Consider the following 16,901-nt stretch of genomic DNA (forward strand, 5'->3'; position numbering starts at 1 on the left):
GCGAGTGAACAGCATTGATCTGGGAAAAGAACTGCGGGAGCTGCGCAAGGCCAGAGGAAAGGAGGCCAAAGCGGTTGCCCGAAGTGCTGCCATGTCTCCAAGCAAGCTGAGCAAGATCGAGAACGGCCATCTTGCGCCGAGCGTCATCGATGTGCAGCGCATCCTCACAGCCCTGGAGGTTCCCGCAGATGTCAACGCGCAGCTGACCGAGGCGGCCCGAGTGGTGACCACCGAGGCCACAGTGTGGAGCATCCACCGCCGCACCGGACTGCATAAGCATCAGGAAGAGATCAGGGCAATAGAGGCACAGACTCGCCGATTGCGCGTCTTCCAGGCGTCATGCGTTCCCGGGTTGCTCCAGTCACCGGAATACGTCCGGGCAGTCCAGCAAAATTCTGAGCTGACAGACGAAGCACTGGAGAAGATGATCGGCGCTCGAATGCGTCGGCAAGAAGTCCTCCATGACCGGCAGCGGACGTTCTATTTTCTGATCACCGAGTCCGTTCTCAGATGGGAACTGGTCCAGCCATCGATGATGGCGGCGCAGCTGGACAAGATTGTCACCATGTCGAGACTGCCGAACATCACCATTGGCATTGCGCCTCAGGCGGGACCCAAGTCGCAGCTTCCTACCTGCTCATTCGTCGCATTTGATGCGCGGCTTGTCATCGTGGAGATTCCACATGCCGAAATTACTGTCAGTGAGCCAAAAGACGTGGAGCAGTATCTGAAAAGATTTGAAGAATTTGAGCGGGAAGCCGTCACCGGCAGCGATATGCGAGCCATGCTGGACGGCATCCGGGACGATTTCTTGCGAGAACAGGAAATCGGCTAGGGGCAACGATACTTCTCGTCTAGCTTGATAGCTCGCCAAGCAGATGCCTACGCGATGGGGAGCCAGCCATGCCCGCAGCGAGAACCTATGACGAGACCGTGCCCGAGGCGCCGACCCCCCGTGCTCGCTGCGCGGTGTGCGATGCGCTGGACGCGAAGCGGGATGAGCTCTATGCGACGGAACGCGCGCTCGCTGAGCAGGAGCAGCGAAGGCCGGTCTTCGACCAGTCGGCCCTTACGGATCTGCGGGTGCTCAGGAATAACCACCGTATGGCCGAGCCGTGTGCCCGGTTCCCCGACCGGGACGCCCAAGAACAGCCCGTGGCACCCCAGTTGGAGCTCGCCGTATCCCCGACACTGGCGGAGCTGTACGAGGCCCGTGCCGAACTCGACCAGCAGATTGCCAAGTTGGGCCTCGGTCGGGACTGGCGGTGATCTTCGACGCGCGTCATCGCGACGTATGGCGTTCGGGAGATCCCCCGCGCTTGGCTGCGGCAGCGGGCCCCCGGCGACTGTGGCAGGCCGTCGAGCGAGCGCTTGCGTGGTGGGCGGAGCAGGGCAGGCCGGAGCTGTCGCGCTTCGGGCTGACCGTGGCGGACGGTCGCCACACGGCATGGCTGGACGTCCCGGAGAACCCGGTGCCGTAGACCCCCGTCACCCCGAGGCGGGCCAGGCGGCGACCGGGTTGCCGAGCCAGCGGGTGTCGGGCGGGAGTTCCTCGCCGCGCATCACCAGGGACGCCGCGCCGACCGAGCTGCCTGCGCCGAGCAGGGCTCCGGGCAGGGCGATGGAGTGCGGGCCGAGGGTGGCGCCGGCGCCGATGTGGACGGTGTCCAGGCGCATCACGCGGTCGTGGAAGAGGTGGGTCTGCACGACCGTGCCACGGTTGACGCTGGCGCCGTCGTCGAGCCGGATCAGGTCGGTCTCCGGCAGCCAGTGGGACTCGCACCAGACACCGCGCCCGATCCGGACGCCGAGGCTGCGCAGCCAGAGGTTGAGGAACGGCGTGCCGGTCAGCGTCTGGCCGAGCCAGGGCATCGCGAGCTCCTCGACGAACGTGTCGTACAGCTCGTTGCGCCACACGAAGCTCGACCAGAGCGGGTGCTCGGCCGCGCGGAAGCGGCCGACCAGCAGCCACTTCGCCAGGGTCGTGACGAGGCAGGCCGCGATGCCGGCGCCGATCAGGATCGGCCCGCCGAAGGCCACGGCCGCGGCCAGGCCGTCGTGGTCGAGGACGGCCTGCACCGAGCCGAAGACCAGGTCGCCGAGCAGCGCGGCGCAGACCACCGGCAGGAACCGGCAGAGCTCGACGGCGGCCCGGGCCAGCACCAGGCGCCGGGGCGGGTCGTAGGTGCGGCTCGGGTCGCCGTCCTGTGCGACCCGGGGCAGCGCGATCGCGGGACGGCCCAGCCAGGACGAGCCGGGCTCGGCGTGCGCGGGGGCGTCGGCGAGGACGCCGACCAGGGCGTTGTCCGGCAGTTCGCGGCCGGGGCCGACGATGCCGGAGTTGCCGAGGAAGGCCCGCCGGCCGACCCGGGAGCGGCCGATCCGCAGCCAGCCGCCGCGCACCTCGTACGGCGCGACCAGCGCGTCGTCCGCCAGGAACGCGCCGTCGCCGACCTCCGTCATGCTCGGCAGCGCGACGACCGTGGAGGCCTCCGCCCGCCGGCCGACCTTCGCGCCGAGCAGCCGCAGCCAGACCGGCGTGAAGAGGCTCGCGTAGAGCGGGAAGAGCGAGCCACGCGCGGTCTCCATCAGCCGGGTGACGGCCCAGGCGGACAGGCCGGCCCGGCTGTGCACCGGGTGGTGGCCCGGCGTGAGCGGCCGGCTGAAGAGCCGCACCAGCAGCGCCACCAGCGCCGCGTAGCAGGCCATCGCGAGGGCCACCAGCAGCGGTGTGGTGAGCAGGAGTTGGTGCAGCGCGAGGCCGAGCTTGCGGTCGTGGTCGACCAGCGCGTAGGCGAGCGCGAGGGCGGGCAGCGCGGCGATCAGCGGCAGCGCGGCGAGCAGGTTCAGCGCCGCGCCGTACGCGAGGTTCCAGCGCCGGGAGCGGTGCCGGGTGGGCAGTGGCCAGTCGCTGCCGGCCGGCGCGGCGCCCGGCACCGGGCGGGCCGGGGAGCCGTGCCACAGCTGCCGCTCCGGCACCTCGCCGAGCACGCAGGAGCCGGGGGCGACCTCGGCGCCGGCGCCGACCCGGGCGTCGGGCATCAGCGTGGCCCGGGCGCCGATCCGCGCGCCGGCGCCGATCTCGACGGTGCCGACGTGCAGCACGTCACCGTCCAGCCACCAGCCCGCGACGTCCGCGCCGGACTCCACCGAACTGCCGGTGCCGAACCGGGCCAGGCCGGTCACCGGCGGCAGCGCGTCCAGGTGGACGTCGCTGCCGACCCGGCAGCCGAGCGCCCGCGCGTAGCAGCCGGCCCAGGGCGTGCCGAGCAGCGTGCCGAGCCGGAAGACGGCCGCCGCCCGCTCGGCCGCCCAGATCCGCAGGTGGACCGAGCCGCCGCGCGGGTGACTCCCGGGCCGGATCCGCGCGGTGAGCACCCGGGCCGTGGTGGCGCCGAGCAGCAGACGCCCGGCCGCGCTGGACAGCACCAGCCAGCCGGCGCCGATCAGCCACCAGGAGGTGTACGGCGTCCACGGCAGCGCCCGGCCGGTCAGGCCGGTGAGGTTGTCGAGCGCGGCCAACCCGAGCAGCCAGCGCAGCCCACTGATCGTGTACAGCACGACCAGCACGAGCAGTTGCAGCACGCCGGCCCGGCGCGGGGTGGGCCGCACCGGGCGCTGCTCGCTCGGCGGGCCGGCGAACTCGTCGAGCCGGGCCGCCAGTTCACTCAGGCCCGGGTACGCGTAGACGTCGGCGACCGAGACCTCGGGGTGCCGGGTGCGCAGCACCGAGACCAGCTTTGCCGCGACCAGGCTGGTGCCACCGAGCGCGAAGAAGTCGCTCTGCACGCCGACCGGTTGGCCGAGCAGCTCCTGCCAGCGGTCGGCCAGCCAGCCGGCGGTGCCGGTGGGCCGGGGCCCGGCGTCCTGCTGCGGTCCGGCGGTGGCCAGCGGCCACGGCAGCGCGTTCCGGTCGACCTTGCCGGAGGTCTTGGTGGGCAGTTCGTCCACCAGGGCCAGCACCGGCACCAGCGACTGCGGCAGCCGCTCCAGCAGCAGCGTGCGGGCGGCGGCGGTGTCGAACGGCTCGCCCGGGCGGTCGAGAAGGACTCCCCCGGCGGCCGGGTCGAGCACCAGGTAGCCGACCAGCAGTTGCCCACCGGCGGGCGTCTCCCGGACGGCCGCGGCGGCGGCGCGCACGCCGGGCAGCGCCTGCAGCGCGGCGTCCACCTCGCCGAGCTCGATCCGCCGGCCGGCGAGCTTGACCTGCTCGTCGGCCCGGCCGACGAAGACCAGCCCCTGCGGCTCCAGCCGGACCAGGTCGCCGCTGCGGTAGACCCGCGGGCTGTCCAGGTACGGGCTGGTGACGAACTTCTCGGCGTCCTTGGCCGGGTCGAGGTAGCGCGCCGTGCCGACGCCGCCGATCAGCAGCTCGCCGGTCTCGTACCAGCCGACCGGCCGGCCCTCGCGGTCGACGACCGCGAGCTCCCAGCCGGCCAGCGGCAGGCCGATCCGCACCGGTTCGCCGGGCGTGAGCAGCGCGGCGCAGGCGACCACGGTCGTCTCGGTCGGGCCGTACGTGTTCCACATCTCGCGCCCGTGGCCGGCCAGCCGGTCGACCAGCTCGGCCGGGCAGGCCTCGCCGCCGACGATCAGCAGCCGGACCCGGGCCAGGCACTCGGCCGGCCAGAGCGCGGCCAGCGTCGGGACGGTGGAGACGACCGTGATGCCGCGCTCGACCAGCCACGGACCGAGGTCGGTGCCGGCCCGCACCAGCGAGCGCGGTGCCGGGACCAGGCAGGCCGCGTTGCGCCAGGCCAGCCACATCTCCTCGCAGGAGGCGTCGAACGCGACGGAGAGCCCCGCCAGCACCCGGTCACCCGGGCCGAGCGGCTGGTCCTGGAGGAAGATCCTGGCCTCGGCGTCGACGAAGGCGGCGGCCGAACGGTGGCTGACCGCGACGCCCTTGGGCCGCCCGGTGGTGCCCGAGGTGAAGATCACCCAGGCCTCGTCCTGCGGCGTCGGCGCGGCCGGGCTCCCGCCGGGGCGCACCTGCGGCGAGGGGACGATCGCCAGGCCGGCGCCGAGCACGGCGCAGACGCCGGCGTCGGCCCAGATCAGCTCGGCGCGCTCGTCCGGGTCGTCCGCGTCCACCGGCACGTATGCCGCGCCGACCTGCAGCACGGCCAGGATCGCGAGGTAGAGGTCGGCGGTGCCGGACGGGACGCGGACCCCCACCCGGTCACCGGTGCCGATGCCGAGCGCCGTCAGCCGCCCGGCCAGGTCGCGCACCTGCCGGAGCAGGGAGCGGTAGTCGAGCACGACCGAGCCGGTGTCCAGGGCGGGCGCGTGCGGGAAGGCCTCGGCGGCGGCGCCGATGATGTCGATCAAGGTGCGGGCGGGAGGGGCCGGGGCAGGCCGCTCGCCCAGGAGCCCGGTCGTGATCTGGCCGGTCGTGAATTCGCCGGTCGTCGTGAATTCGCTCAGCACATCCGTGTCCGGTGGTCGCGGGGATCCATACGAACCGGAGGCTAAGCACGCTTTCTGTGAGATTCATGAGGAAATCGGTAAAAACGGACTCTTCAGGACATGCATTGACATCCCCTGACATCTCGTCTGATCGCCCGCCGCGCGCATCGGCGCTGGTAGAACGGCTGCGCGCAGCCTGCCACGGGCGGTGAGCGACCTCACAGCAGCCGCCGGAGAATCACCCTGACGAGCTAACCCCCGCCAATCAGCGGCACCGCAGCACCGGCACGTGCATCACCGTCCCCGCAGCACCGGCACTGCGCTACCGGCACTGCGCCACCGTCCGCAGCACCGCCTCCACCTGGAGCGAGACCAGCTCGCGCAGCGGGATCGGTTCCGCGCCGGTCGCCGCCTGCGCCTGCTCGCACCACTGCTCGAAGCGGGCGCCCAGCAGCTCCTGCTCCCGGCGCAGCACGGGCCGCCCGTTGCCGGCCGCGCACTCCACGTCGAGCTGCCGCAGCAGCATGCCCGCCGCCCGCAGCGGCAGCCGGCGCACGGTGTCGCGCACGCCGCTCGCCTCGCCCACCGACGCGGGGGTCAGCGCGTCGCTCGGTCGCAGCCCGCCGCGCCACATCGCGCCGATCGCGCGAGCCGCCGCCAGCGTGTCGCGCACCGCCGCCATGAACGGCGCCGGCACCACGAGAGCGGTGGCCACCCGGTCCACCGACTCCGTCACGGCACCCGCCGCGCCGGCCAGTTCGTCGGCCGCCGCCGCGAGCAGCTCGCCACGGCTGACCGGGGCCTGCGACGCCGGGCGGCAGCGCCACATCGGCACCTCGGCCCGCACCGTCAGCGTCTGGTGCCAGTCGGCGTACTCGGCGAGGTGGCCGCCGCGCCGCGTGGCCTGGCCGTCGACCGAGATCGGCACGATGTCGGCGCCCACCGAGGGCATCACGTGGATCCCGTCCGCCAGGCTCAACCAGTCGCTGCCGTCGGTCGGATGGGTCTCCAGCGGGAGGCCGCGGCGCTCGACCGTGCCGCGCAGCGGATCGACGAGCTCCGGCACCGCGCGGCTCAGCACGAAGTACGCACCGCCGAAGTCGGCGTTGTGCAGCGAGAACTGGACCAGTGGCCGGACCGCGTCGATCACCGTCATCAGCACCCTGGTCTCGGCGGACGGCCCCTCGGCGGGCGTCGCCCACGGCACCGGCGAGCCCTGTGCCTCGCGCCAGGGGAATCCCCACTCCGGCTGGTCGGCCAACGCCGGTCGGTAGAGCCGGCGGTGGTAGTCGCGGATGCTCGGCGCAGCGCCGTACCAGCCCTCGTTGAGCCGGGCGCCGTCCGGGTCGAGGCACGGCAGGAAATGCCACGTGCAGTCCGAGCCGGTGGTCAACTCCGGCGTCTCGGACACCAGTCGGGCCGTCTCCAGGACGCCGAGCCGGCCCACCGGCTCGTTCGGCTGCGAGCCGCCGATCAGGAAGACGCTGCGGCTGCCGGCCCCGACCGACAGCAGGTCGAGCGGCTCACCGAGCGTGGAGAGGCCGATCTGGGTGCGGCGGACCGGGTTTCCGGGACGCTCGGCGGCGAGCTCGGCGATCAGCCGGCCGGTCTCATCGACGCCGGGGACGTGCCGGTACTCCCGCACGCCCTTGATGTACTCGGCGATCTCCAACTGCGCATGTGCCTTCATCGCGCGCTCCTCATCCGCCGATCACGCCCGACAAGCCCGACAAGCCCGGCCACCGGCCGAACCGCGCGGCCACCCGGCGGCACCGGGCCCGCCTCCAACTCCCTTCCCCAACACGCCCTGTGATCACCCCTCGTCCCTTGGTAGCGTCGACCGTCGCCACGCCGCCAGACGTGCCGCACGCTCACCGCTGCCCCCATCCGCCCCACTTCGCCCCACTCCGGCCCGCACCTCTCCGGTCCCACGAAGGAGCCCCATGCCAGCCGCCATCCGCCGTGCCGTCATCCCCGCCGCCGGCCTCGGCTCCCGTCTGCTCCCGCTCACCAAGGCGACGCCGAAGGAGATGCTGCCGGTCGGCGACATGCCGGTGATCGAGCACACCGTGCGCGAGCTGGTCGCCTCCGGCATCACGGACATCACCATCGTGGTCTCCGGCAACAAGAGCCTGATCCAGGACCACTTCCGGCCCAACCCCGCGCTGGTCGCCCAGCTGCGCGCCGACGGCAAGGCGGCCTACGCCGACGCGGTCGAGGAGGTCGGCGAGCTCTCCCGCCGCGGGCACATCACCTACCTCGACCAGCACGGCCCTTACGGCAACGGCACGCCCGTGCTGAACGCGGCCCGCAACTTCGGCGACGAACCGATGCTCGTGCTCTGGCCCGACGACGTCTTCGTCGCCGAGATCCCGCGCGCCCAGCAGCTGATGACGGCCTACCAGGCCACCAACTCGCCGGTGCTCGCCCTGATGCCGATGGACCCGGCCGACGCGCCGAGATACGGCGTGCCGATCGTCAAGGAGGACCTGGGCGGCGGTTCGCTGCGGATCACCGGCCTGGTCGAGAAGCCCCGGCCGGACGACGCGCCGTCGGCGTACGCCGCGATCGGCGGCTACGTGATCACCCCGGGCATCATCGACGAGCTGCGCGAGCAGACCAAGCGCTGGTACGAACACCAGAGCGGCGAGATCTACCTGACCGACGCGATCAACCTCTACGCCACCACCCGCGCGGTCTACGGCCAGGTGATCGACGGCACCTGGTACGACACCGGCAATCCGATCGCCTACCTCACCGCCCAGTTCGCCGCCGCGCTCTCGCACCCGGAGTACGGCCCCCACCTGCGGCGCTTCGCCGCGGAGTTCGCGGGCAACTAGGCACTGCCCAGTACCTCAGAACGAGCGGCCCTCGTTGTGCGGCACGTGCGCGACGGGGGTCGCGTCGGGCCGGTCGTGCTCGTCCCCGCACAGGTTGTCGGCCAGCCGGGTGAGCAGCTCGGCCAGGTCGGCGTACTGCTTCTCGTCCCAGTCGCCGCACAGCTTGGCCAGCTGCGAGCGCCGGGCCGCGACCAGCCGCACCGCGAACTGCTCGCCCTGCTCGGTGAGGTGCATCGGCAGGCCGTTGCGCCGCGCGAGCCCGCGGCCCTCGACCTCACGCGCGGCGGCCTCGACGACGGCGGGCGGGATGATCCGGCGTTCGGCGAGCTCGGCCGGTTCGACCGAGCCCTGCCGGTGCATCTGGAGCAGCAGCCAGCTGGAGGCGGGCAGTAGGTCCAGCTCGGCCTCGGCGGTGATCCGCCGGTAGAGGTCGCGGCGCGCCTCCCGGCTGCTCAGCACGGTCAGCGCGCGGGCGATCTCGTCCACCGAGGAGCGCTCGACCGGGTTCATGCCGATCGACTCGCCGAGGTCGGGAGCGGTCACCGAGGCGCGCAGCGGCTGCTCCCTGACGAAGAGCGAGAGCACGAACGCGACGAACGCGACCGGCGCCGCGTACAGGAAGACCTCGGAGATCGAGCTGGCGTAGGCGTGCAGGATGTTGTGTTCGACGGCCGGCGGCAGCGTCTTGATCACCCGCGGGTCGGCGGTGATCTCGCCGGGCCGGAAGCCGGGCGGCAGCGTCGCGCCGCGCAGCGCGTCATTGAGCTTGTGGGTGAGGCCGGTGGTGAAGATGGTGCCGAAGATCGAGACGCCGAACGAGGCGCCGATCGAGCGGAAGAACGTCGCTGCGGCGGTCGCCACCCCGAGGTCCTGGTAGCCGACCGAGTTCTGCACGATCAGCACCAGCACCTGGAGCACCAGGCCCAGGCCGAGGCCGAAGACCAGGAAGTACAGGCTCATCACGGTGGTCGAGGTGGACTCGGTCAGCCGCGACAGCAGCACCAGGCCGACCGTCACCACGGCCGTGCCGGCGATCGGGAAGATCCGGTAGTGGCCGGTCCTGGCGACGATCTGGCCGGAGCCGATCGAGGTGACCAGCATGCCGAGCACCATCGGCAGCATGTGCACGCCGGACAGGGTCGGCGAGACGCCCTGCACGACCTGGAGGAAGGTCGGCAGGTAGGTCAGCGCGCCGAACATCGCGAAGCCGACCACGAAGGAGATCACCGCGATCAGGCTGAAGGTGCGCGAGGCGAAGAGCCGCGGCGGCAGTACGGCCTCCTCGGCCTGGCGCTCGACCATGACGAAGACGGCGAGCAGCAGCACGCCGAGCACGCCCAGGCCGATGATCTGCCAGGAGCCCCAGGCGTAGCTCACGCCGCCGAGCGAGGTCATCAGCACGAAGCAGGTGGCCACCGTCGCGATCAGCACGATGCCCGGGTAGTCGATCCGGTGCTTGCGCTTGGTCTCGGTGCTGTGCAGCACGACCGCGATCACGACCAGCGCGACCACGCCGATCGGCAGGTTGATGTAGAAGACCCAGCGCCAGGAGAGCTGATCGACGAAGAAGCCGCCGAGCAGCGGGCCGAGCACGCTGGTGGCGCCGAACACCGCGCCGAAGAGGCCCTGGTACTTGCCCCGGTCGCGGGGCGGCACCAGGTCGCCGACGATCGCCTGGGTGAGCACGATCAGCCCGCCGCCGCCGAGGCCCTGCAGGGCGCGGAACGCGATCAGCTCGCCCATGTTCTGCGCGACGCCGCAGAGCGCGGAGCCGATCAGGAAGATCACGATCGAGGCCTGGAAGAACCGCTTCCGGCCGTACATGTCGCCGAGCTTGCCCCAGAGCGGGGTGACGGCGGTGGAGGCGAGCAGGTAGGCGGTGACCACCCAGGACAGGTGTTCCAGGCCGCCCAGGTCGCTGACGATGGTCGGCAGCGCGGTCGAGACGATGGTCTGGTCGAGCGCGGCCAGCAGCAGCGCGAGCAGCAACGCGCCGATCGGCACCCAGAGGTTGTGCACCGGTGGCTGCTGGGAGGGGGACGCTTCGACCCCGGTCACCGGCTCCGCCATGCCAGATCCTCCTCGGCTCACACGCTGACGCCCGGATGAGACACCCGGTCGAGACGCCCGGATGATCTGACAATCTTTCCGGTGCTCGCCCCTCATCGTGTCAGGTTTGTCCGGTTATGCGGGGTCAGATTGGGCCATTGGTACGCCTGGCGGCACTGTCCGGGTCGCCGTGTGTCCTGCATAATCGGGCGCGTTCGAAGCCGCTGACACAATCCAGGAGGAACGGTCCATGCCGGGATTCGCCCACCCAGGCCCCGGCGCGACTCCGGTACCGGACCCGGACGCGGCCGAGACGGCCGTGCTGCCGCTGTTCGAGGGCCCGCCGCTGGTCAGACCGTACGTGCCGGCCGTCGAGGTGCCGCTGGACGACTCGTACGACACCGCGGTGCTGAGACCGACGCCGGACGCCGTGCCGCTGATGCCGCCCGCCCCGCCGCCGGCGCCGCCCGCCGGACCGGCGCGCGAGCTCGGGCTCTTCCCGATCGAGAGCGGTCCGGGCCCGTCCGGCCGCCGCGCCGGTGCCCGCCGCGCCCGGCACCGCCGCCAGGGGGTGATCGTCCTCGCCGGCGTCGGCGTGGTCGCGCTCGGCGTCGGCATCGCCTTCGCGCTCTCCCCCGGGACGGACGGCAACGGCAGCCACCAGGCGCTGCCGGTCCAGCCGACCGGCGCCCCCGAGCTGGCGGCCACCCAGAGCCCCAGCCCGTCGGCGAGCACCCCCGCCGCCTCGGCCGCCCCGGCCAGCAGCGCGCCCGCAACGTCGGCCCGGCCGACTTCCGCCGCGCCCAGACCGAGCCGCACGGCACCACGCCCCACCACCCAGGCCCCCGCCCCCACCACCCCGCCGCCAGCGACGACGGCCGCCGCGCCGCCGCCACCGGTCCCCGTGGTCGCACCGAGTACGAGCGCCCCGGCCCCCACGAGCGCACCCCCGAGCAGCGCGGCCCCGAGCACCAGCGCCCCGGCCAGCCCGAGCCCGACGTTCCGCCCGCTCCAGCTCAAGTCCACCGGGCCGGACGTCGCTGCGCTCCAGCAGCAACTGGACGCCTCCGGGTGCTTCGACCGTGGCTACACCCCGGGCACCTATGACAAGGCGACCCAGTACGCGGTGGGCCAGTTCCAGAACGCCAACGCGCTCTGGCAATCCAGCTGGGGCACCTACGACCAGTCGACCGCCGCCGCCCTCGCCGCCGGCGACACCTGCTAGCCCGTGATCGCCCCCACCAGGCTGATCGTCGCCAGCACCAGCATCGCGCCCGCCGCGACCCGGATGATCACCTTCATCGGGACGTGCTTCAGCAGCTTCTGACCGCCCAGGATCGCCAGGCCGCCGACCGCGCAGAGGGCGAGCCAGGCGCCCAGGCCCACCGAGAGCAGGTCGCTGTACTTGGCGGCCAGGTTCGCGGTCATGATCTGGGTCAGGTCGCCGAACTCCGCGACCGCGACGACCAGGAAGCTCGTCCCGGCCACCTTCCAGAAGCTGCCGGAGGAGGGCTCCTTCGCCTCGTGGCCCTCGTCCTCCTCCTTGTGCAGCAGCAGCATCAGCGCGCCGGCCAGGAAGAGCAGCCCGGTCACGCCCTCCACCCAGCGGTGCGGCAGCAGCGAGAGCAGGTGGCCCGCCACGAGCGCGAGGCCGACCTGCACCGCCATCGCGGCGGCCACCCCGGCGAAGACGTACGCCGCGCGGTAGCGGGCGCCGAGCATCAGCGCGGCCAGCGCGGTCTTGTCCGGGAGTTCGGCGAGGAAGATGATGCCGAACGTGACGGCGAATACGGTCAGGTCCATCGGGGCGGTTCCCTACGGTCGGGGCCACCGGGCCGGTGCACGGCCCCAATAAAAAAAGAGACCCCGGCCCAGCAGCACTGTCAAACGATCACAGCACTACGGCCGAAGGTCTCGCCGACACCGCCGACCGGACTCGGTCCCTGCGGTGTCCCGGGCGCCGGGCCCCTCATCGCTGAGCGGCCAGTATGTCGACGGTCCGGTGGAGGGCTACTCCCCTTCAACACCACCAGCCTACCGGAGCTCAGATCCAGCTGACGAACCACATGTGGTCCTGCCACTCGGTCATCGGGATCACCTGGCCGTCGTAGAGCGGCAGGAAGTAGAGGAAGCACCCCATGATCGCGAGCACGACGGCCCCCGCCGAGATCCCGCCCCACAGCCGGCGCCTGGCCGTCGCGCCCGGCGGGCCGACCACCGCGCCGAGCATCTGCGCGACCGCCAGGCAGAGGAACGGCACCAGCACGACCATGTAGAACGAGAAGATCGTGCGCTGCTGGAACTGGAACCACGGCAGGTAGATCGCGGCCACCGCGCACAGGATCGCGCCCGAGCGCCAGTCCCGGCGGAAGAACCAGCGGTACAGCAGGTACGCGAGCGCGAAGACGGCGGTCCACCAGAGCAGCGGGGTGCCGAGCGCGAGGATCTGCGTCGTGCAGCCGCCGGTCGAGGTGCAGCCCCGGTCGGGGTAGCCGACGGGCTGCCAGTACATGCTGACCGGCCGGCCCTGGACCAGCCAGCTCCACGGGTTGGACTGGTAGGTGTGCGGGGTGGTGAGCGTGGTGTTGAAGTGCCACATCTCCCACTGGTAGTGCCACCAGCTGCGGAACGCGGCCGGGCCGAAGCCGGGGCGGGTGTCCGCCCAGTGCCGGTCGTAGCCGCCGCTGCTCGCGAACCAGCCGCTCCAGGCCGCCAGGTAGGTGCCCGCCGCGACGACGACGAGCGAAGCGAACGCCGGCAGCGCGTCGCGCCGCAGCATGCTGCGCACCGGGTGCCGGGCACCGGCCGCGCGCCGGCCGGCCTGGTCCCAGAGCACGGTGAGCAGCCCGAAGGCGGCCAGGATCTGCGCGCCGTTCCACTTCACCGAGCAGGCCGCGCCGAGCAGCAGCCCGGCCGCGATCCGCCACGGTCGCAGGCCCAGCTTCACCCGGTCGCCGTCCACGCCGGGCGCCGCGAGCCGGGCCCTGGCCTGGTCCCGGTCGAGCAGCAGGCAGCCGAAGGCGGCGAGCACGAAGAACATCAGGATGCCGTCCAGCAGCCCGGTGCGGCTCATCACGAACTGCAGGCCGTCCACCGACATCAGCAGCGCGGCGGTGCAGCCGAGCAGCGTCGAGCCGAGCAGCCGGCGCCCGATCCGGGCCAGCATCAGCACCGAGAGCGTGCCGAGCAGCGCGACCATCACCCGCCAGCCGAACGGGTGCAGCCCGAAGATCCCCTCCCCCACCGCGATCACCCATTTGCCGAGCGGCGGGTGCGCGACGAAGGCGCCGGCCGAGCCGAGCGGGATGACCTGTGGGACGCCCAGGATCTGGTCGTTGGCGTTGCTCGGCCAGGTGCCCTCGTAGCCCTGCTGGAGCAGTGACCAGGCGTCCTTGGGGTAGTACGTCTCGTCGAAGACGAAGGCGTTCGGGTAGTCCAGGTGCCAGAACCGCAGCACACCGGCGAAGAGCGCGACCGCGATCGGGCCGAGCCAGCCGGAGTGGCGCAGCAGCCAGGGCACCCGGCGGTTCAGCTCCACCAGGACCGATGGCCGAACCTCCGGGCGCTCGGCGACTGCCGTTGCTGCCATGACCCCGCCGTCGTCGACTCGGTGACCGCCACGGCCGTGGGCCGTGGCGGATTACCGGGTCACCCTCTCATGCCGCCGTCTGCAGCTCACGGACCGGCACGGTGCGACCGCTGCCGCCGGCCGCGGGGGCCTCGGCCGGGGCGGCCGGCCGCGCGTTGTCCTGGGCCGGCGTGAGGTGCCGGCGCAGGCGCAGCGCCAGGGTGATGATCAGCAGCGTGCACCCGGTCATCGCGGCCAGGTAGAGCGGCCAGGTGCCGGAGCCGACCAGCAGCACACCGACGGCCGGGCCGACCGCGATCGCCATCTGCTTGACCAGCGCGAAGGCCGAGTTGTACGTGCCGAGCAGCCGAGCCGGAGCCAGGTCGGCGACGATCGGACCCAGGGTCGGGGCGAGCATCGACTCGCCGACGCCGAACAGCACGTAGATCGAGACGATCGCGATGGTGGCGGCCACCGCCTCGCCGCGGACCAGCCCGGCCAGCAGCGCCGCGCCCCAGGCGCCGAGCCAGACCACGCCGGTGGCGGCCATCGCGGTGGTGCGCCGGCGGCGGGCGGTGATCCGGACCATGAACATCTGCAGCAGCACGATGGTCAGCGCGTTGGCGCCGATCGCCATGCCGAGGGTGGACGGCGCGGTCTTCACGGTGTCGGTGGCGAAGGCCGCGACGCCGGACTCGAACTGGCCGTAGCAGGTGAAGAAGATCAGCCCGGCGAGCAGGCAGAGCCGCATCATCGCCTTGTCCTTGGCCAGCGCGCGCACGCCGGTCGGGGCGTTGCCGTCGGTGACCAGGACCGGGGCGGCGGCCGGGATCCGGGCCGTGCCGGTGACCAGGGCCAGGCCCAGGAAGGTCAGCGCCTCGATGGTGAAGAGCCGGGTCAGGCTGGCCGGGTCGGCGACGTTGACGATCTGCCCGCCGACCAGCGCGCCGATGCCCATCCCGAGGTTGACCAGGGTGAACTGCAGCGCGAAGGCGTGCGAACGGGTCTTCGCGGTCGAGCAGCGCACGATCATGGTCGCCAGCGCCGGCTGGCAGGTGGTGACACCGCCGCCGAACAGGAAGGAGGCGATCAGCAGCCCGGCCGTCGAGCTCGCCTGGCCGAACGAGAACGCGCCGGTGGCGGCCATCGCGCAGCCGGCCAGCAGCACCGGACGCGGCCCGTACTTGTCGATGCCACGGCCCGCGAACGGCAGCACGAAGAGCGCGGCCAGCGCGAAGACCGTGAAGACCATGCCGGCGGCGAGCGAACCGAGCCCGCGCACCTGGTCCACGTACACGAACATGTACGGCATCGTGAACCCGCTGCCGAACGCGCTGAGCGCGTTGCCGAGCTGGACGCGGCGCAGGGCGCCGCCACCCGCGCCGTACTTCTGCTGCTTCATGGAGACACCCCTTCGAAGGTTCAGGCTGCAAGACTTAGGAGCTAAACTCTAAGGACTGGAAGACTGTCCTGTCAAAGGCTTAACGGGGACAGCCGCGCGTGCGAGACTTGGGGCCATGAGCACACGCAGGCCTGCCGACGAGGCCGCCGCAGAGCTGGACATCGCCGAACAAGTGGCGGTCTACCAGCGGGAGTTCCCCATGGTGGACCCCCAGGTGGAGACGATCGTGTCGAGCCTCTCGCGAGTGGCCCGGCGGATGGCGGTGGCCTACTCGCGACAGATGAATGTGCTCGGAATCACCAACGCGGAGTGGGAGGTGCTCAAGGCGCTGGTCGTCGCGGGCAGCCCGTACCGCCTCGGCCCCGGCGAGCTGGCCAAACGGCTGGGCCTGACGCCGGCCGCGATGACGCACCGGATCGACCGGATGGTCGCCGAGGACCTGGTCACCCGGGAGCGTGACGAGGCGAACCGGGTGCGGGTGATCATCGAGCTGACCGAGAACGGCCGCGACAAGTGGCTGGAGTCGATGCGGATGGCCGCGGTCTTCGAGGAGGAGCTGCTCCAGGACATCGTCGGCCAGGAACGCGCCGCGCTCTCCGCGCTGCTCGGGCGGATGCTGCACCGGATCGAGCGCACCAGCCCCTGACGGACAGGCAGTGGCGCGAGCGGCGCGTTTGAGTGGCGCGAGCGGGCCACCGGAGTAAGGGTGAGACCCGGGGGACTCACCGACTCTGCGCCCTGGAGGCGACAAGCATGCCCGAGGTCACCGAACCCTATGCGCCCGGTACGCCGTGCTGGGTCGATCTGATGGCCCCTGACCAGCAGCAGGCGCTGGACTTCTACCGCGATCTGCTCGGCTGGCAGGGGGAGGTGGGCCCGCCGGAGTTCGGGGGCTACTCCGTGGCCACCCTGAATGGGAAGCCCGTGGCCGGCATCATGGCGGCCACCCCCATGGGCGACAACCCGCCGCCGCCCACCGTCTGGACCACCTACCTGGCCACCAAGGACGCGGAGGCCACCGCCGGCAAGATCACCGCGAACGGCGGCAAGCTGCTCTTCGACGTGATGACCGTCGGCACGGTCGGCAAGATGGCAGTGGCCCAGGACCCGTCCGGCGCGGTCTTCGGCATCTGGCAGCCGCTGGACTTCTTCGGCGCGCAGATCGTCAACGAGGCCGGCGCGGTCATCTGGAACGAGCTGAACACCACCGACGTCAAGGCGGTGACCCCGTTCTACAAGGCGGCCCTGGGGATCGACATCGCGCCGATGGAGATGCCGGGCGCCGAGAGCATGGGCGAGTACTTCTCGCTCAACGTCGGCGGCAAGGGGGTCGGCGGGGCGCAGAGCCTGGCGAACCACCCGCCCGGCACGCCGCCGCACTGGGCCACGTACTTCGCGGTGGACGACGTGGACAGCACGGTGGACGCCGCGGTCCGGGCCGGCGGCTCGGTGCTGGTGCCGCCGATGGACACGCCGGTCGGGCGGATGAGCGCGCTCACCGACAGCCAGGGCGCGCCCTTCTGGGTGATCAAGCCGCAGATGCCGGAGTGACCTGACCACAGGACAGCACCGTGGCCCCCCCACCCCATCGCTTTGGGGGTACTAGCTCTTCCCTCCAGGGGGGTGGGGTTTG

Annotated in this window: 12 protein-coding genes; 6 read left to right on the forward strand and 6 right to left on the reverse strand. The window is 72.0% G+C overall.

What is annotated here, in order from left to right; genetic code table 11:
• Positions 1 to 4 precede the first annotated feature (4 nt).
• Both AC060L_RS15235 and AC060L_RS15240 read left to right on the forward strand, forming a co-directional pair.
• Positions 5 to 835, forward strand: coding sequence for a helix-turn-helix domain-containing protein (locus tag AC060L_RS15235; RefSeq protein WP_483799262.1), 831 nt, complete (start codon positions 5 to 7; stop codon positions 833 to 835).
• Between the two features lie 68 nt (positions 836 to 903).
• Complete coding sequence (locus tag AC060L_RS15240; RefSeq protein WP_483799263.1) at positions 904 to 1,269, forward strand: hypothetical protein; 366 nt, start codon at positions 904 to 906, stop codon at positions 1,267 to 1,269.
• Positions 1,270 to 1,488: 219 nt separating this feature from the next.
• On the opposite strand, the gene AC060L_RS15245 is transcribed toward AC060L_RS15240, so the two are convergent.
• Entirely contained in the window at positions 1,489 to 5,331 is a 3,843-nt protein-coding gene (locus AC060L_RS15245; RefSeq protein WP_483799264.1) for a Pls/PosA family non-ribosomal peptide synthetase, read from the reverse strand.
• A 400-nt stretch (positions 5,332 to 5,731) separates the two neighbouring features.
• Positions 5,732 to 7,099, reverse strand: coding sequence for a M14 family zinc carboxypeptidase (locus AC060L_RS15250; RefSeq protein ID WP_483799265.1), 1,368 nt, complete (start codon positions 7,097 to 7,099; stop codon positions 5,732 to 5,734).
• 253 nt (positions 7,100 to 7,352) lie between these two features.
• Between AC060L_RS15250 and AC060L_RS15255 the strand changes: the two genes are divergently transcribed.
• Positions 7,353 to 8,249 (forward strand): UTP--glucose-1-phosphate uridylyltransferase, encoded by an 897-nt coding sequence (locus tag AC060L_RS15255; RefSeq protein WP_483799266.1) that lies wholly within the window; start codon positions 7,353 to 7,355, stop codon positions 8,247 to 8,249.
• Positions 8,250 to 8,264: 15 nt separating this feature from the next.
• Here the strand turns inward: AC060L_RS15255 and AC060L_RS15260 are convergent, their stop codons facing one another.
• Positions 8,265 to 10,319, reverse strand: coding sequence for an MFS transporter (locus AC060L_RS15260; protein ID WP_483799267.1), 2,055 nt, complete (start codon positions 10,317 to 10,319; stop codon positions 8,265 to 8,267).
• Positions 10,320 to 10,548: 229 nt separating this feature from the next.
• On the opposite strand from AC060L_RS15260, the gene AC060L_RS15265 reads away from it, so the two are divergent.
• Entirely contained in the window at positions 10,549 to 11,523 is a 975-nt protein-coding gene (locus AC060L_RS15265; RefSeq protein WP_483799268.1) for a peptidoglycan-binding domain-containing protein, read from the forward strand.
• Here the strand turns inward: AC060L_RS15265 and AC060L_RS15270 are convergent.
• The 3 genes from AC060L_RS15270 to AC060L_RS15280 all read right to left on the reverse strand — a co-directional run bounded on the left by AC060L_RS15270 (position 11,520) and on the right by AC060L_RS15280 (position 15,268).
• Positions 11,520 to 12,101 (reverse strand): TMEM165/GDT1 family protein, encoded by a 582-nt coding sequence (locus AC060L_RS15270; RefSeq protein WP_483799269.1) that lies wholly within the window; start codon positions 12,099 to 12,101, stop codon positions 11,520 to 11,522. The genes AC060L_RS15265 and AC060L_RS15270 overlap by 4 nt on opposite strands.
• 241 nt (positions 12,102 to 12,342) lie before the next feature.
• Positions 12,343 to 13,887, reverse strand: coding sequence for a dolichyl-phosphate-mannose--protein mannosyltransferase (locus tag AC060L_RS15275; RefSeq protein WP_483799270.1), 1,545 nt, complete (start codon positions 13,885 to 13,887; stop codon positions 12,343 to 12,345).
• Positions 13,888 to 13,954: 67 nt separating this feature from the next.
• Positions 13,955 to 15,268 (reverse strand): MFS transporter, encoded by a 1,314-nt coding sequence (locus tag AC060L_RS15280; RefSeq protein WP_483799271.1) that lies wholly within the window; start codon positions 15,266 to 15,268, stop codon positions 13,955 to 13,957.
• A gap of 115 nt (positions 15,269 to 15,383) precedes the next feature.
• On the opposite strand from AC060L_RS15280, the gene AC060L_RS15285 reads away from it, so the two are divergent.
• Positions 15,384 to 15,914 (forward strand): MarR family winged helix-turn-helix transcriptional regulator, encoded by a 531-nt coding sequence (locus AC060L_RS15285; RefSeq protein ID WP_483799272.1) that lies wholly within the window; start codon positions 15,384 to 15,386, stop codon positions 15,912 to 15,914.
• 107 nt (positions 15,915 to 16,021) lie between these two features.
• A complete protein-coding gene (locus AC060L_RS15290) occupies positions 16,022 to 16,819 on the forward strand; it encodes a VOC family protein (protein ID WP_483799273.1) in 798 nt (265 codons plus the stop codon).
• Positions 16,820 to 16,901: the final 82 nt, after the last annotated feature.

The organism is Kitasatospora sp. NEAU-69 (assembly GCF_057158765.1).

Coding starts and splice junctions, on each gene's coding strand:
- AC060L_RS15275 (WP_483799270.1), bottom strand. CDS start 13,887: ATGGCAGCAACGGCAGTCGCCGAGCGCCCGGAGGTTCGGCCATCGGTC.
- AC060L_RS15265 (WP_483799268.1), top strand. CDS start 10,549: ATGCCGGGATTCGCCCACCCAGGCCCCGGCGCGACTCCGGTACCGGAC.
- AC060L_RS15270 (WP_483799269.1), bottom strand. CDS start 12,101: ATGGACCTGACCGTATTCGCCGTCACGTTCGGCATCATCTTCCTCGCC.
- AC060L_RS15250 (WP_483799265.1), bottom strand. CDS start 7,099: ATGAAGGCACATGCGCAGTTGGAGATCGCCGAGTACATCAAGGGCGTG.
- AC060L_RS15280 (WP_483799271.1), bottom strand. CDS start 15,268: ATGAAGCAGCAGAAGTACGGCGCGGGTGGCGGCGCCCTGCGCCGCGTC.
- AC060L_RS15255 (WP_483799266.1), top strand. CDS start 7,353: ATGCCAGCCGCCATCCGCCGTGCCGTCATCCCCGCCGCCGGCCTCGGC.
- AC060L_RS15240 (WP_483799263.1), top strand. CDS start 904: ATGCCCGCAGCGAGAACCTATGACGAGACCGTGCCCGAGGCGCCGACC.
- AC060L_RS15290 (WP_483799273.1), top strand. CDS start 16,022: ATGCCCGAGGTCACCGAACCCTATGCGCCCGGTACGCCGTGCTGGGTC.
- AC060L_RS15285 (WP_483799272.1), top strand. CDS start 15,384: ATGAGCACACGCAGGCCTGCCGACGAGGCCGCCGCAGAGCTGGACATC.
- AC060L_RS15260 (WP_483799267.1), bottom strand. CDS start 10,319: ATGGCGGAGCCGGTGACCGGGGTCGAAGCGTCCCCCTCCCAGCAGCCA.